This is a genomic window from uncultured Flavobacterium sp. (assembly GCF_951805225.1).
Taxonomy (GTDB): domain Bacteria; phylum Bacteroidota; class Bacteroidia; order Flavobacteriales; family Flavobacteriaceae; genus Flavobacterium.
The window spans coordinates 279,743-295,853 of the sequence record NZ_OX638201.1 but is presented as its reverse complement, the minus strand read 5'-3'; the positions used below and the strand labels follow the sequence as shown (position 1 = coordinate 295,853).

Sequence of the window (16,111 nt, the reverse complement as noted above, 5' to 3'; positions counted from 1 at the left end):
CAACAGTTGAATATAGAATGGATTACAAACCAAATTAACTATAACTAATAAAAACCAACTCGAATGAAACAACTTGTTTTACTTTGCATTTTATTTTTCCTTTCAAAAGGTAATGGTTACGCACAAAATTCTATAGACTCAATTTCTATAAAAGAAGATTTAGCTTTTTTTAATGATAATTTAGCCACGAAATTAAAAAAGAACATAAAACAGCAAGAATTAGATAAAATTAAAAATAAGGAAATTCACGATGCAGCCTTGCAAATGCTTAAAAGCGATTATGATTTCAATTATAGATTAGCGACTTACAACGCTTATTTATCGCCAACAGCTTTAGGAAAAAAATTATCAATTGGTGATGGTTATAGCAAATATGAAAACATTACAGGTATTTATTTGCCTTTGGGAAAACACATAATTCTTGTAGACAATATTGCTAAAAATAAAACTGTAGATTTAGTTATTCCAAACTGGAACAGACAACCGCCTGCAGGAATGGATCCTGATAAAGATCCTAATTGGGGAATCGAAAAGAAAACATATCCGCTAAAAAATGGCGTAAACATTATAGATGTAAAAGACTTTGGTGGTTTGGCTTACATCAATTATTATTCTGAAGAACCTAAAAAGGAAAACGCAATTAAAATTCATTTTATTGATGCCCAAATAAATGGATTTTTTGATTCAGAAAAACAAAAAAATGAAGATTGGAATAAACTTCTGGACAACACTGTTTATCCAATGATAGATGCCCGAGGAAAGTATATTCAAACCATTTATCCTAAAGCAGATTTAAAAAAATATGCCTACAATAAAGGCGTGGAATTACTAAATTGTTATGACACTTTGATCCATCGCCAACATCGACTTATGGGATTAATTAAATACAATCTTGTCCCAAACAATAGGATTTTGGCTCGTGTAAACTACAATTATTATATGTTTAGAGACGAAGACGGAATCGCTTATATGGGCGGAAAATCTGGTTATGCATTAGGAATGGTACTTGATCCCGCACAAGTAATTGCCGGCGATCCGGCATGGGGATTTAGCCACGAAACTGGTCATGTACATCAACTAACGCCTTATTTTAGTTGGGCAGGACTTTGTGAAGTAAGCAATAATGTTTTCACAATGTATGTCATCAAATCATTAGGAATTAAATCTCGTCTTTTAGAAGGTAACTACTATGATTCTGCAAGAAAAAAAGTTATCGAAACAAAAGAAAGTTATTTAAAAGTCGGTGGAAGTTTTGAACCTCTTGTGCCTTTTTGGCAACTGCAATTGTACTTCGAAAAAGCAGGTAAAAATCCTGATTTTTATCCTGACCTTTTTGAAGCTTTTAGAAAACAAGCCAACGCGTTTGATAAACTAAAAGTAAAGGCTGATGAAAATCCGGCTGTTTACCAACTTAATTTTATAAAAACAGCTTGTGAAGTCAGTAAAGTTGATTTAACCGATTTTTTTGATGCATACGGATTCTTTTATGTGGGCAATTTCGACGGAGATTGTTATGGAGCATATCACTATAATATGACCGAAAAAATGGTAACGGATTGCAAAAAAGAAATAAAATCAAAAAATTATCCTAAACCAGTTTTAGATATTACGACATTGACTGATTAATTTTCGAATAAAAATTGAAATTTTTAAAATATATTTATACCAACTATTATAAAAACAAAAAAATGAATAACAGATTTCTAAAATATACTGTTTTAAGCTTAGTTGCTTTGGCTTGTCAGAATATTGAGGCGCAAAATACGGACCAAAATAAAGACGAAGCATCGACTTATAGAGTTACAGCATTAAAAGTTCATGATTTAATGCATACAAAACTCGATGTATCATTTGATTATGGAAAACGCAATTTAAACGGAAAAGCGTGGCTTACTTTAAAACCTCATTTTTACGAAACTGATGCTCTTACGCTTGACGCGAAAGGAATGGAGTTTAAAGAAATTGCTATAGTTCAGGGCGCTAAAAAAACGCCTTTGAAATATACGTATGACAACGAACAGGTTTTTATTACATTGAACAGAAAGTATAAAAGCACTGAAAAATACGTCGTTTACATCGATTATATCGCAAAACCTGATGAATTAAAAGTAAAAGGAAGTAACGCAATTACAGACGCTAAAGGTTTATATTTTATAAATCCTGACGGAAAAGCTGACAAACCAATTCAGATTTGGACACAAGGAGAAACGGAAGCTTCTTCGGCTTGGTTTCCAACAATTGACAAACCAAATCAGAAAACAACTTCAGAAATTTCAATGACCGTAGAGTCTAAATATGTGACTTTATCAAACGGAAAATTGACGGCACAAAAAGCCAACAAAAATGGTACTCGTACGGACACCTGGAAAATGGATTTACCGCATTCTCCGTATTTGTTTATGATGGCTGTTGGAGATTTTAAAATTTACAAAGACACTTATAACGGCAAAGAAGTTAGCTATTATCTGGAGCCAAAATATGCGCCTTATGCAAAACAAATCTTCGGAAAAACTCCGGATATGATGAAGTTTTACGGCAAAACTTTAGGTGTAGAATATCCTTGGGTAAAATATGCTCAGGTTGTTGCCAGAGATTACGTTTCGGGCGCAATGGAAAATACATCGGCAACTTTGCACGGTGAATATGTACAGAAAACAGAAAGAGAATTACTGGACGATAATCAGGAAAGTACAATTGCTCACGAACTTTTTCACCAATGGTTTGGAGATTATGTTACAGCTGAATCGTGGTCAAATTTAACAATGAACGAATCTTTTGCCACTTTTGGTGAAGTAATCTGGCACGGTCACGATGCCGGACAAGATGCAGAAGACAGATCTCGTTATGAGAAATTACAAAACTGTTTGCGTTCTTCAAAAGATGGTATAAGTCCGCCTTTGGCACGTTTTTATTACAAAGACAAAGAAGATATGTTTGACAATATCAGCTATTCAAAAGGTTCGATTATATTGTATGCAGCGAAAAATCAAATGGGAGACGAAGCGTTTTACAAATCATTAAACCGTTATTTAACTACAAATGCTTACAAATCCGGAGAAACACACCAATTGCGTTTAGCGATGGAAGAAGTTACCGGAAAAGACTGGAATCCATACTTTAACCAATGGTATTATCAAGGAGGAAATCCTATTTTGAATGTTGAATACGGATATGCAGACGGAAAAGCTACAATTGCAGTAAAACAAACACAAGCAAGTTCAACACAGACTTTTAGTTTACCATTAAAAGTAGATTTTTATGTAAACGGAACTAAAATCAGAAAAGACATTTTGATCGATCAAAGAGAGCAAAATTTCAGTTTTGATGTTCCGGCGCAACCTACTTTTGTAGATCTTGATCCTGATAAAATTTTAGTTGGTCAGGTAATTGAGAACAAAAAAGTATCAGATTATTTGTTCCAATACAAAAATGTTCCAACGTATTATAATAGAATTGAAGCGATAAAATTTGCAGGCAAAGAGAAAAGTCATGATGCACAACTTATCCTTTTGGCAGGTTTAGATGATCAACAAGACGACTTGCGTGTAATGAGTGTAAAAGCAATTGATTTATCAGATGCTCAAATCAAAGATGCAGCAATTAAGACTTTGCTTAACCTTGCAAAAAATGATAAAAAGACAGCCGTAAAAGCTGCTGCACTTGTAAAATTAGCAGCAACAGGCGATGCTTCTTATAAAGGATTAATGGAGGAAAGCATTAAAAATCAATCTTATAATGTAATCGCGGGCGGAATTTCTGGTTTGTCTAAATATTCTGCAGATGAAGCTGACAAAGCATTATCGACATTAGATGATGATACTAAAAAACATGTAACGCCTTTAATTAAACGATTAAACAGCCAAAAATAAAACGCAGTTATAAATAGTTAAAAACACTTATTTCCAAACCCGACAGGTTTTTAAAACCTGTCGGGTTTTCTAGATCTGAAAAGTGCCGTTAGGCACTAAATATTGGTAGTAGTCATTGTAAATCCGAAATACGTTGGCGTGCCGTAGGTACGCAACAAAATGATAAATATTGCGTACCTACGGCACGGTAAATTTTTATACCAATCCATGTTTTCTACCAATATTTAGTGCCTAACGGCACAAATTATGGACTTTGAATGTTAAACCCGACAGGTTTTAAAAACCTGTCGGGTTTTCTGCGTTATGAGATCTGTTTGTCTTTCCATATTTTTTGTCATTTCGATTTCTATGATAAAAGTTTTTTTTAGGAGCTAATCCCGCTATCCATTTCAATCTTTTGCGGCGAACCCCGCCACAAAAGGATTTCCACTTCTATCGGGGCTAGGGCAAACATTTTCATAAGAATCTTTTCGTTTAGTTTGTCATTTCGACAGAGGAGACCCGAGCGATAGCGAACAGACGAAGTAAATCACACTAGCAGATCGACAAAGATTGGTCTTTGCGAGGAATGAAGCAATCTCATTTGCAGAATTTAATTAGTGATTTTTGTTAGTGAGGTTGCTTCGTTCCTCGCAATGACAATATTGTCATTATCGTTATGCAACTTAAACCCGACAGGTTTCAAAAACCTGTCGGGTTTGCTATTTTATATCGTTTTGCCTTTATCAAAATATAACGATTTTCAATCAAAATTACGTCAGGCCTCATAAAATGTGCTCGAGAACACAAAATAAGTGTGTTCGAGCACATTTTTTATGTTTTTTCTTGGTTAATCAAAATATATTCGATAGTTTCGTTAAACAATAAAAAGTCATCAGACATTTATTTAGTATAATTTTATTCATAAATAAATGATTATCAAGTTTATAAATAAAATTTAAAGTTTTTTTAAGCCAATATAATTTCATTAAAAACCACAATTTATTTAGGTTTTTGTTTTTTGAAACCTCTCTAATCTGGTTCATTAGAGAGGTAATTCAAAAAAGGAACTAAACATCATTCAAATGAAAAACATATTTTACTTATTTCTTGCTTTAGCATTGGTTTCTTTTTCTCCTGTAAAAGGTGCTACACCTTCAATTGAAAAAAACAAAATAGAAAATCCGAAAACCAAAATTTCGCTTCCACTTGCCGGAAACGCTTTTAGTAATAAACATATCGACGGAAGCACAACAATTACAGAAAATGGTATCGAAAACTGGACGGACTCTAAAGAAGTTTTTACAGCTTATTTTAGAATTTATAAAGCGGGAACTTTTCAAATTACCGTAGAAGAATCTGTAGAAGTTTTTGGAAAATCAGAATTGGAATTTTCGATTAACGGAATTTCTAAAAAAGTAAAATTCGACACTACAAAAAAAGCAATAACCGTTGGAAGCTGGACAATCAACAAAGAAGGTTATGTTGCCGTTAAAATAAAAGGAATCAGCAAAACAGGAAATCAGTTTCCGTCTCTGAATCGCTTAACAATTTCAAGTGAAGATTATGACGGTAAAATTTCTTATGTTCCAAATAACGAAGGAAACTTTTATCATTGGGGACGCCGCGGACCATCTGTACATTTAAATTATCAGATTCCGGAAACTACAAATGCCGAATGGTATTATAACGAAGTTACGGTTCCTGAAAATGAAGATAAAATAGGCTCATATTTCATGGCAAATGGTTTTGGAGAAGGTTATTTTGGAATTCAGGTAAACTCAGCGACAGAGCGAAGAATTTTGTTTTCAGTCTGGAGTCCGTTTGAGACAGACGATCCGAAAAGTATTCCGGAAACGCAAAAAATTAAAATGCTTAAAAAAGGCGAAAACGTTCATTCAGGAGAATTTGGAAGCGAAGGTTCAGGCGGTCAGAGTTACTTGAAATACAATTGGAAAGCCGGAACAACTTATAAATTCTTGCTTCACGGAATTCCTCAAAACAATAATAGCACCAATTACACCGCGTATTTTTTTGCTCCCGAATTGAAAAAATGGATTTTGATTGCCAGTTTCAACCGTCCGCAAACCAATACTTATTTAAAAAGATTTCATTCATTTTTAGAAAATTTTGTTCCTGAACAGGGCAATTTATCACGCAAAGTTTTATTCAATAATCAATGGATTTGCGATGATAAAGGAAATTGGTCAGAGATTAATTCGGTACGTTTTACAACAGATAATACCGGTACAAAAGAATACCGAATGGATTTTTCCGGCGGACTAGAAAAAGGTTCTTTCTATCTAAAAGACGGTGGATTCTTTAACGATTATACAACACCTAAAACCATTTTTACCAGACCATTAAACAATAAAAAACCAGAAATCGATTTTAGTAAATTACCTTAATAAATTGATTTCAAAACCAAAATTAACTATGAAAACCAGATTTTTAAAATTCACATTAGTCGCTTTTGTTTTGTTCGGAGGAATGATTGCATCGGCTCAAATGATTAAAACTAAAACGCCTTCACGTCCAAAAGGTCAACAAGATGTTTTGCGTTTGGCTACAGACCCCATTCCAACTGTTCGCGTTGCTTTTATCGGACTTGGAATGCGCGGTCCGGGAGCGGTCGAGCGTATGACACATATTCCGGGAGTAGAAATTGTAGCGCTTTGTGATATGTTAGAAAAAAATACACAATCGGCAAATGAAATTCTAACCAAAGCAGGACTTCCAAAAGCACAAGAATTTTTTGGCGACGAAAATGCCTGGAGAAAAGTTACCGCTTTACCAAATGTTGATTTAGTTTACGTTGCCACAGATTGGAAACATCATGCCTTAATTGGTGTTCAGGCAATGAAAGACGGAAAACACGTTGCTATCGAAGTTCCAGGAGCTTTAACAATGAAAGAAATTTGGGATCTAATTGATACTTCTGAGAAAACCAGAAAACATTGCATGCAGCTTGAAAATTGCGTTTATGATTTCTTCGAATTAACGACATTAAATATGGCGCAACAAGGTTTATTTGGCGAAATTCTTCACGCCGAAGGATCTTATATTCATGGTTTACAACCTTTTTGGGGCGAATACTGGAACAACTGGAGAATGGATTACAACATCAAACATCGTGGTGATGTTTATGCCACACACGGAATGGGTCCGGCTTGTCAGGCTTTGAATATTCATCGTGGTGACAAAATGAATTTCCTGGTTTCTATGGATACAAAAGCGGTTGGAAATCCTGCTTATATCAAAGAAAAATCTGGTGTGGAAATTAAAGATTTTAGAAATGGAGATCATACAATGACAATGATTCGTACTGAAAACGGAAAAACAATTCAAATTCAGCACGACGTAACTTCTCCTCGTCCGTATAGCAGAATGTATCAATTAAGCGGTACAAAAGGTTTTGCAAACAAATATCCGTTGGAAGGTTATGCATTAGATGGTGCAGCATTAAGTGATGATGTAAAACCAAATCACGAAAAATTAAGCGCACACTCATTTGTTCCTGAAGAAGTTAAAAAAGCTTTGATGGAAAAATACAAACATCCAATGGTAAAAAATATCGAAGAGCAAGCCAAAAAAGTAGGCGGTCATGGCGGAATGGATTTCGTTATGGATTATCGTTTGATTCACTGTTTGCAAAACGGGCTTCCGCTTGATATGGATGTTTATGATCTTGCCGAATGGTCTTGTTTAGGACCTTTGACGGAGATCTCGCTTGACAAAGGTTCTGTTCCTGTAGAAATTCCCGATTTTACTCGCGGTGGATGGAACAAACTTCAAAAATTAGAGTTTTCAGAATAAATATTTATTGGTTAGTTGAAAGGAAGCAAGAGAGCAAGTCATGGTGCTCTCTTGCTTATTTAAAGACATTTCTAAATGAAAAATTAAAATGAGAAAAATATACTTTATACTTCTGTTTTCGATCTTCACGATTGCGATTACTTCAGCCCAAAAAAAGCAAACTTTTGCGATTAGCGAAGGAAACTTTTTACTGAACGGAAAGCCAATTCAGATTCATTCGGGTGAAATGCATTATTCCCGTATTCCGCAACCGTATTGGCGTCACCGTTTGAAAATGATGAAAGCCATGGGATTAAATGCTGTGGCAACTTATGTGTTTTGGAATTATCATGAAATTGCGCCGGGAGTTTGGGATTTTAAAACCGGAAATAAAAACTTAGCTGAATATATTAAAACAGCACAAGAAGAAGGATTATTCGTAATCTTACGTCCAGGTCCGTATGTTTGTGCCGAATGGGAATTTGGCGGTTATCCGTGGTTTTTACAAAACGTTCCTAATATGGTTATTCGCGGAAACAACAAGGAATATTTGACTGCTACAAAAGCTTATTTTACTGAATTATACAAACAAGTCGCGGCTTTGCAAATTACTAAAGGTGGTCCAATTATTATGGTTCAGGGCGAAAACGAGTTTGGTTCTTATGTAGCGCAACGCAAAGATATTCCGCTTGACGAACATAAAAAATACAGTGCAGCCGTATTTCAGCAATTAAAAGATATTGGTTTTGAAGTTCCGTTTTTTACCTCAGACGGAAGTTGGTTGTTTGAAGGAGGCGCTTTGCCAGGTGCATTGCCAACTGCAAATGGTGAAAGTGATATCACTAAATTAAAAAAAGTAGTCGATCAATTCAACAACGGAAAAGGTCCTTATATGGTTGCCGAATTTTATCCGGGTTGGTTAGATCATTGGGCAGAACCTTTCCCGACGCAAACTCCGGAAGAAACCGCTCAACAAACAAAAAAATATCTGGACAATCAGGTTTCTTTCAATTATTATATGGTGCATGGCGGAACTAATTTTGGTTTTACTTCGGGCGCAAATTATGATAAAGAACACGATATTCAGCCCGATATGACTTCTTATGATTATGATGCTCCAATTAGTGAAGCTGGCTGGGCAACGCCAAAATATAATGCTTTAAGAGAATTACTAAAAACAAAGGAAACTCCGGCAGTTCCGGAGAAAATGCCTGTAATTACAATTCCAAATATAGCGTTAACAAAAATTGTTGATCTTGCCGATGTAAAATCTAAAATCACGCCTGTTACAAACGATAATCCGCAAACATTTGAGCAATTAAATCAAGGTGACGGTTATGTTTGGTACAGCAAAAGATTTACACAACCCATAAGCGGAAAACTGGAATTAAACGGATTACGTGATTATGCAATCGTCTATGTAAACGGAAAAAAAGTCGCGGAGTTAAATCGTTATTATAAAAAATACGATTGCGAAATTGAAGTTCCGTTTAATGCAACTTTAGATATTTTGGTCGAAAACATGGGACGTATTAATTATGGTTCTCAAATTAATGCTAATAATAAAGGAATTATAAGTCCGGTTATTATCAACGGAGAAACAATTACCGGAGATTGGAAAATGTATCAATTACCAATGTCGCAGGAACCAAATCTGGAAGCGTATAAAAATTCGGGCAAAATAAACCGTCCTACTTTATATCAGGGAACTTTTGAACTTAGCAAAACCGGAGACACTTTTCTAGACATGCGCGATTTTAGTAAAGGAATCGTCTTTGTAAACGGAATCAATATTGGACGTTATTGGAGCGTTGGTCCGCAACAAACTTTGTACTTGCCAGGTTGTTGGCTTAAAAAAGGTAAAAATAGTATCCTGATTTTCGAACAAAAAAATGAAGTGATGCAAAAAGAAGTAAAAACGATGAGTACGCCAATTCTGGAAGATTTAAAACCTGAAAAAGGGTTTATAAATAAAATCTACTAAATCTGCGGAATCTGCGAGAGAAATCTTTAGCCACAGATTAAAAGGATTAAAAAATATTTCACGCAGATTTTGCTGATTTAAGCTGATGCCCGCTGATTTTATTTTTAATCTTATTGTAAGCTTTTAAAATCTAAATTAAATCTCGCAAAAACGCAAAGGCGCAAAGTTTTGTCATTTCGACGGAGGAGAAATCACACTCGAGATCTACAAAGATTGGCGATTTTCTTTGAGGAAATTCTTGTGTGATTTCTCCTCCGTCGAAATGACAATATTGTGTTTAAATTTACGCTTAAAGCTTAAAAACAAAAAAAAGCCACCCGATTATCGGATGGCTTTTTTTGCTTTTATCATTTACAAAATTACTTCCAGTTAAAAGTAATTCGTTTATCAATTTCTGAACTTAAACTCAAGAATACCGGGCAAGTCATTCCTGCACGTTCAAGAATTGTTCTGCTTTTTTCGTCTTCAACACCTTGCATGTCAAAAACAATTTCGATTGCTCCAATTCTTCTTGGTTCAGCGTTCATTATTTTAGTCACTTCGGCAGTTGAGCCAACGAAATCTACATTCAAATCGCGTGCTTTGATTCCCATAATAGTCATCATGCAACTTGCCAAAGCATTGGCAACAGTATCTGTTGGAGAAAAAGCTTCACCTTTTCCGTTATTATCAAGTGGTGCATCAGAAATAATTTCGCTTCCTGATTGTACATGAATTGAGCTTGTTCTTAAATCGCCTAAATAGGTTACTTTTGATGTCATTAATTTGCTACTTTTAAAGTTAAATCGCTATCGTAATATAAAATGTAAACACCTTTGTTTGCGTGTCCGCCATCTTCTTTTTTATAAAATTGAAACTTATTGTCAACTTGTTCCGTTGTCATTAAATCTGCTGTTTCCTGATATGTTTTTCCTTGTACCAAACGCATCATTGCATCAAAAGTAACATCAAATCCACGAGTTGCATACGTATTTGGGTTTACTTTATTTTTCAATCTATATTGTTTTTCGAAAATTAAAACTCCCGCTTCATCACTTTCACGAGTTACAGACGGATACATTAATTTTAGTTTTACCAAATTGTCAAAACTAATTTCATCAGTATCAAGTGTACTGTTTGGTTCTAAAATCACCAATTGCACCTGACATGTTTTTTGAACATCAAGCAACGCTTTAATCGTAGTTTTTACCATTGCAGTATTACCCGTTTCCATCACGACATAATTCATTCGGTTTGGTAATAATGAACTTTTTAAATTTGCAACATCCAATCCGCCAGTTTCTGTTAAGGCAGCAAAAACAACACCTTTTTGGTTTTGTTTGATGTAATTAATCACAGATTCTTTTTTCTTATCTACAACCGCAACGATATTTCCGTTTTTAGAACGCATATAATCAAAAATCGCATTTCTAACAACGTCATTCGATGGAATTGTCTGATATAAGTTTTCAATTGGATTCGCTGAATCTTTCGATAATGGCGAAATCACAGGAACTTCGTAAGAACGCAATGCATTTGCCGTAGCTTCGGCATTACTTTGATAAAATGGTCCGATCACAGCATTTGCATCCTGCAATTTATTCTGAGCAATTAAACTCGCAATATTCGAAGAACTTTTAGTTTCCTGAGAATCATAAATCGAAACATCAATTGGCAATTTCAACGTTTTAGCTGAATCTATTGCCATCATAGCTCCCGAATAAAAATCAAGAGTCATATTAAGGAACTTGTCATTTTTGATTCTGTTAGCGGTACTTGTAGTATCATATTGCATTTTTGCCAGATTAAATGGCAATAACAAAACTAATTTTTTACGTTCCGTCTGACCTCTTTTTTTAGTCAATTCTACTACTTCTGGATTTGCAGAAACAGTTTCAGATTTCACTTTATCTACTATTTTAATACCAGCCGTACTTTCAGTCGATTTGTCAATTGCTACTTCAGTTGCTTTTTCAGCAGGTTTTTCCTGAGGAATAATTGGTTGTGGCGCTAAATATCCAGCAGGAACTTTTAGAACCATTCCTTCTTTTACACCTTCAGAAAGTGCAGGATTTAGTTGCGTTAATTCTTCTTGCGAGATATGGAAAGTTCTTCCTAAACTATAAAAAGTCTCTTTAGGTTTTACCTGATATTCCATATAAGAAGTTGCTTTTTTAGAAGTCTCTGCCGCTTTTTTAGTTTCAACTGGTTTTGCAACATTTGTAACCGTTTGCGCAGGAATTTCCGTTTTTGGAGCCGTTCCTTTTATAGTAACACGATATCCTACAGGCAAACTCGAAACAATTTCAGGATTGCGTTTTTCGAGATCTTCAACTGTTGTATTGTATTTTTTTGCAATCGAAAACTTAGTTTCTTTTGCTACAACATCATGATATACATACTTTTCCTGTGCAACAGATTTTACAGTTTTATTAGCTGTAGCTGAAGTAGTTGTAGCTGCAGTTTTTGCTGTTGATCCTTTTGCAGGAATTACCAATGTCTGTCCAATTTGCAAACCATCTTTTACTAAAAAAGGATTTGCTGCTTTTAAAGCTTCATCGGTAATATCATATTTTTTTTCAATCCCAAATAAAGTTTCTTTAGGCTGAACCTCGTGCGAAGTTGGATTCTTACCCACAGTTTTTTTAACTGATTTATCTTCTGTTTTAGCAACAGTAGTTTTCGCACCATTTGTTGGGATTAACAAAACCGTATTTGGTTTTACGCCATTTCTGGCATCCGGATTTAGTGCATAAATATCATAAGGCGTAACCTTAAATTTTACGGCAATCTGGTTTATCGATTCTCCACTTGAAACCGTGTATTTAACTACTTTTTCTTGGGAAAAAGCGTTACAGGTAACAAAAAAAACCAGAGACAATAATGTTGAATAATATTTCATAATAGGGCTTAAAACAATTTAATTTCTAATTCAAAAACAAGTTACTAATTTCTCTTTAAAACAAGATTCTTGCCACTTGTTAATTTTGCGCTAATTATTCTCTAAGATCAATTTCTAACTTAGCAATAACGATCTCTTTATATAACTCATCTTCTTCTTTTTTCTTGCATTGATAGAGCACTTCTTCCATATTTTCGAACTTATCCGAATAAACATAATACGAAAGACTGTTGATATTAAAGAAGAAACTAGCGTTAAAATCACCAGAATCAATGAGTTTCATAATGAGCTTATCTCTTAGCGTCGCGTCTGTAAATATACCTAAAACTAAGTAATAGCCGTTTGAAACTTCCCTAAGATTATCAAAAACTTCAACCTTTATTGTTTTGTCATTTTTAAGAGGATTTTCCTTTAATTCGCGCTTCATTTCTTCCAGCGAAATTGTTTTTGCAGCTTCGGCGGAAGCATTTTTACTTTGATTTTTAACCGCTTGATCCTGATACTTTTTCAATTTTACCAAAGCCAGTTTATCATCAAATTTTCGGGCTTCCATACTATAAAACGAAGCTTTACTAATATGACGCTTTACTTCAATTTTTTTCTGAATATCTAAGGAATCAATTTTTGCAATCAAAAGCTGATTTTGTGCATCACCTTGCTCCTGCTCTATTTTATAACGTTTAATTTCGTCAAGCGAAAGTCGTTGCTGCAAGGAAGTCGAAGTATTATTTTTCTCGCTTTCGCGGATTTTCTTCTTGTATTCCTGATTTTCTTCAACAGCAATTCTTTCAACTTTATTCATTAATCCGGCGTAAGCTTTTCGGTTTTCAGCCAGTTCTTTCTTTAGTTGAGAAGATAGCTCGCTTGTTTTTCCGATGCTTTCATACGATTGTTTTTCCAGACGTTTTGATTGGTCAATATTCAAAACATCCATTCGTTTTAACTCAACCAAATCATTATTCATTGTATTGACTAATGAATCTAATTTTGCCATTAAAATATCCTGCACATTTTTATTGGCTTCTAAAACTAAACGTAATTTCTCAACTGAATTTTCTTTAGAACCATTCATATCATTCAGATTAACTTTCAGATCATTAATCTTAATAATCTTCTGATTCATTTCTTTCTGAACCACCAATCTGTCTTTTAAATCATCAATTTCAACCGTTTTGGCTTTTCCTTTTTCGACCACAACTTGTTTTTCGGCAAGAGCCAACATCAATTCTTCACTTTCGTTTGTGGGCTTAACTTCTTTGGTATTAATGGCTAATTTATTGCCAACAATTAATCCGTTTACAATTTCAGGATTTTGAGATTCTAACTGATCGATTGAAATTCCGTATTTTTTGGCAATCGAGAATTTGGTTTCCTTTGGCTCGACCACATGAAAAATAGTTTCCTGATTGATCACACGAACTCTTCCGTCTAAGGTTTTTCGTTTGTTTGGAATTACAATTGTCTGACCAATTTGCAAACCGTTTTGAAGAATATCTTTGTTTTGATTTTCTAAATCCTGTACGGAAACATTGTATTGTCTCGCAATGCTAAACAAAGATTCTTTAGCAACAACCTGATGTGTCACTTTTGACGAAGCTGTACTTTCTGTTTTGGAAATATTTGCAGGATTCTGCGGAATAATTAATTCCTGACCAATCTGAAGTCCGTTGGCAAGAATTGGATTTGCATTTTGTAGCGCTTCTACAGAAACATTGTATTGTTTCGATAAGCCAAAAAGCGTTTCTTTTGCACCAACAATATGGGTAATTTGTTGGTTAGTTTTTTCTTTTCCTTCACCGTGAACAGGAATCCTGATAATCTGATTGTCTTTGATTCCGTTTTGCGCTTCGGGGTTGAGTTTGTAAATTTCATCAATTGAAACCTTGTATTTTTGGGCAATAAAATAAGCGGTTTCTCCTTTTTGAATTTTGTGTTTAATAATTGAATCTTGCGCAGTTATTTTGTTAAAAGACAAAATAAACACAAGAGAAATCGTTAAAAACTCTCTCATAATTAGTAGGTTTAAAAAATTAAGGCATTACAAATGTAACGCCTTAATTTGAAAAACAATACTATTCCCACTCAATTGTTGCAGGTGGTTTTGAGCTTATGTCGTAAACCACACGGTTCACGCCTTTTACTTTATTTATAATGTCATTTGACACTTTCATCAAGAAATCATAAGGTAAATGAACCCAGTCAGCAGTCATACCATCTGTTGATTCTACGGCTCTAAGCGCTACTACTTTTTCGTAAGTACGCTCATCTCCCATAACACCAACACTGTTTACCGGAAGCAAAATTGCTCCAGCTTGCCAAACTTTGTCATATAATCCCCAAGATTTTAATCCATCGATGAAAACAGCGTCAACATCTTGCAAAATCTGAACTTTCTCAGGAGTAATATCTCCTAAAATTCTGATTGATAATCCTGGTCCCGGGAAAGGGTGTCTTCCTAATAATTCAGGATCTATTCCTAAAGTAGCTCCAACTCTACGAACTTCGTCTTTAAACAACATTCTAAGTGGTTCTACAATTTTTAATTTCATATAATCCGGCAATCCACCTACATTATGATGCGATTTAATTGTTGCCGATGGTCCTTTTACCGAAACTGATTCGATTACGTCAGGATAAATAGTTCCTTGCGCCAACCATTTTACGTCTTCGATTAAGTGTGATTCATCATCAAAAACTTCGATAAATACACGACCAATAGTTTTACGTTTTGTTTCAGGATCACTGATTCCGGCTAACTCGCCAAGGAAACGATCTCCAGCGTCTACTCCTTTTACGTTCAATCCCATTCCTTTGTATTGATCTAATACATTTTGGAATTCGTTTTTACGAAGTAAACCGTTATTTACGAAAATACAGTATAAGTTTTTTCCAATTGCCTGGTGTAATAAAACTGCTGCTACAGTAGAATCTACTCCTCCAGAAAGTCCTAAAACTACTTTATCATTTCCTACTTTCTCTTTTAATTCTGCCACCATTTCTTCTACGAAAGCATTTGGTGTAAAGTTTTGAGGAACTTCGGCAATGTCTACTAAAAAGTTTTTCAGCATTTTTGATCCATCTGTAGAATGGAAAACTTCTGGGTGATACTGAATTGCATAAGTTGTTTCGCCTTCAATTTTGTAAGCTGCATATTCTACGTCATGCGTGCTTGCTAATTTTACAGCATTTGTTGGCAAAGCTTTGATACTATCGCTATGGCTCATCCAAACCTGACTGTTTTCTGAAACTCCGTTAAAGAAAACTTCGTTCTCCTTAATATAAGATAAATTAGCTCTACCATATTCTCTGGTGTTCGAAGCTGCTACTTCACCTCCACTAAAATGTGCTAAGTATTGTGCTCCATAACAAACTGCCAACATTGGAAGCTTGCCTCGAATTTGAGATAAATCAGGATGTGGAGCATCTTCTGCACGAACAGAAAATGGGCTTCCTCCTAAAATTACGGCTTTATAAGGTGATAAATCACTAGGAAAGTGATTGTAAGGGAAAATTTCGCAGAATATATTTAATTCGCGAACTCTACGCGCAATAAGCTGTGTATATTGCGATCCGAAATCTAAAATAAGTACGTTGTGTTGCATG

9 protein-coding genes are annotated in these 16,111 nt (G+C 34.8%); 5 read left to right on the top strand and 4 right to left on the bottom strand.

Features of this window, described 5'->3' with window-relative positions; translation table 11 throughout:
• The first annotated feature begins 63 nt into the window (after nt 1-63).
• From WN975_RS01325 to WN975_RS01305, 5 genes are all read left to right on the top strand, one after another.
• Nucleotides 64-1,626, top strand: coding sequence for a M60 family metallopeptidase (locus WN975_RS01325; protein ID WP_337964860.1), 1,563 nt, complete (start codon nt 64-66; stop codon nt 1,624-1,626).
• Nucleotides 1,627-1,688: 62 nt separating this feature from the next.
• Nucleotides 1,689-3,869: a M1 family metallopeptidase gene (locus WN975_RS01320; protein ID WP_337964859.1), complete on the top strand. Its 2,181-nt coding sequence runs from the start codon at nt 1,689-1,691 to the stop codon at nt 3,867-3,869.
• Between the two features lie 1,064 nt (nt 3,870-4,933).
• Complete coding sequence (locus WN975_RS01315; protein ID WP_337964858.1) at nt 4,934-6,256, top strand: DUF3472 domain-containing protein; 1,323 nt, start codon at nt 4,934-4,936, stop codon at nt 6,254-6,256.
• Between the two features lie 82 nt (nt 6,257-6,338).
• Nucleotides 6,339-7,664 (top strand): Gfo/Idh/MocA family oxidoreductase, encoded by a 1,326-nt coding sequence (locus WN975_RS01310; protein WP_337968975.1) that lies wholly within the window; start codon nt 6,339-6,341, stop codon nt 7,662-7,664.
• Between the two features lie 88 nt (nt 7,665-7,752).
• The gene (locus WN975_RS01305; RefSeq protein ID WP_337964857.1) at nt 7,753-9,627 is read left to right on the top strand and encodes a beta-galactosidase; all 1,875 of its coding nucleotides are present in this window, start codon (nt 7,753-7,755) and stop codon (nt 9,625-9,627) included.
• A 359-nt stretch (nt 9,628-9,986) separates the two neighbouring features.
• On the opposite strand, the gene WN975_RS01300 is transcribed toward WN975_RS01305, so the two are convergent.
• The 4 genes from WN975_RS01300 to guaA form a co-directional block, all read right to left on the bottom strand.
• The gene (locus WN975_RS01300; RefSeq protein ID WP_337964856.1) at nt 9,987-10,388 is read right to left on the bottom strand and encodes an OsmC family protein; all 402 of its coding nucleotides are present in this window, start codon (nt 10,386-10,388) and stop codon (nt 9,987-9,989) included.
• Nucleotides 10,388-12,508: a LysM peptidoglycan-binding domain-containing protein gene (locus tag WN975_RS01295; RefSeq protein ID WP_337964855.1), complete on the bottom strand. Its 2,121-nt coding sequence runs from the start codon at nt 12,506-12,508 to the stop codon at nt 10,388-10,390. The genes WN975_RS01300 and WN975_RS01295 overlap by 1 nt, the downstream gene beginning before the upstream one ends.
• A gap of 94 nt (nt 12,509-12,602) precedes the next feature.
• Nucleotides 12,603-14,519, bottom strand: coding sequence for a LysM peptidoglycan-binding domain-containing protein (locus tag WN975_RS01290; RefSeq protein WP_337964854.1), 1,917 nt, complete (start codon nt 14,517-14,519; stop codon nt 12,603-12,605).
• Nucleotides 14,520-14,580: 61 nt separating this feature from the next.
• Nucleotides 14,581-16,110 carry a glutamine-hydrolyzing GMP synthase gene (gene guaA, locus WN975_RS01285; RefSeq protein ID WP_099711478.1) on the bottom strand — a complete coding sequence of 510 codons (1,530 nt, stop codon included), beginning with the start codon at nt 16,108-16,110 and terminating at the stop codon, nt 14,581-14,583.
• Between the last annotated feature and the right edge of the window lies 1 nt (nt 16,111).

What these genes read in the sequence shown, in the direction of transcription:
- WN975_RS01325 (WP_337964860.1), top strand. Translation starts at nt 64, where the DNA reads ATGAAACAACTTGTTTTACTTTGCATTTTATTTTTCCTTTCAAAAGGT.
- WN975_RS01320 (WP_337964859.1), top strand. Translation starts at nt 1,689, where the DNA reads ATGAATAACAGATTTCTAAAATATACTGTTTTAAGCTTAGTTGCTTTG.
- WN975_RS01315 (WP_337964858.1), top strand. Translation starts at nt 4,934, where the DNA reads ATGAAAAACATATTTTACTTATTTCTTGCTTTAGCATTGGTTTCTTTT.
- WN975_RS01310 (WP_337968975.1), top strand. Translation starts at nt 6,339, where the DNA reads ATGATTGCATCGGCTCAAATGATTAAAACTAAAACGCCTTCACGTCCA.
- WN975_RS01305 (WP_337964857.1), top strand. Translation starts at nt 7,753, where the DNA reads ATGAGAAAAATATACTTTATACTTCTGTTTTCGATCTTCACGATTGCG.
- WN975_RS01300 (WP_337964856.1), bottom strand. Translation starts at nt 10,388, where the DNA reads ATGACATCAAAAGTAACCTATTTAGGCGATTTAAGAACAAGCTCAATT.
- WN975_RS01295 (WP_337964855.1), bottom strand. Translation starts at nt 12,508, where the DNA reads ATGAAATATTATTCAACATTATTGTCTCTGGTTTTTTTTGTTACCTGT.
- WN975_RS01290 (WP_337964854.1), bottom strand. Translation starts at nt 14,519, where the DNA reads ATGAGAGAGTTTTTAACGATTTCTCTTGTGTTTATTTTGTCTTTTAAC.
- guaA (WP_099711478.1), bottom strand. Translation starts at nt 16,110, where the DNA reads ATGCAACACAACGTACTTATTTTAGATTTCGGATCGCAATATACACAG.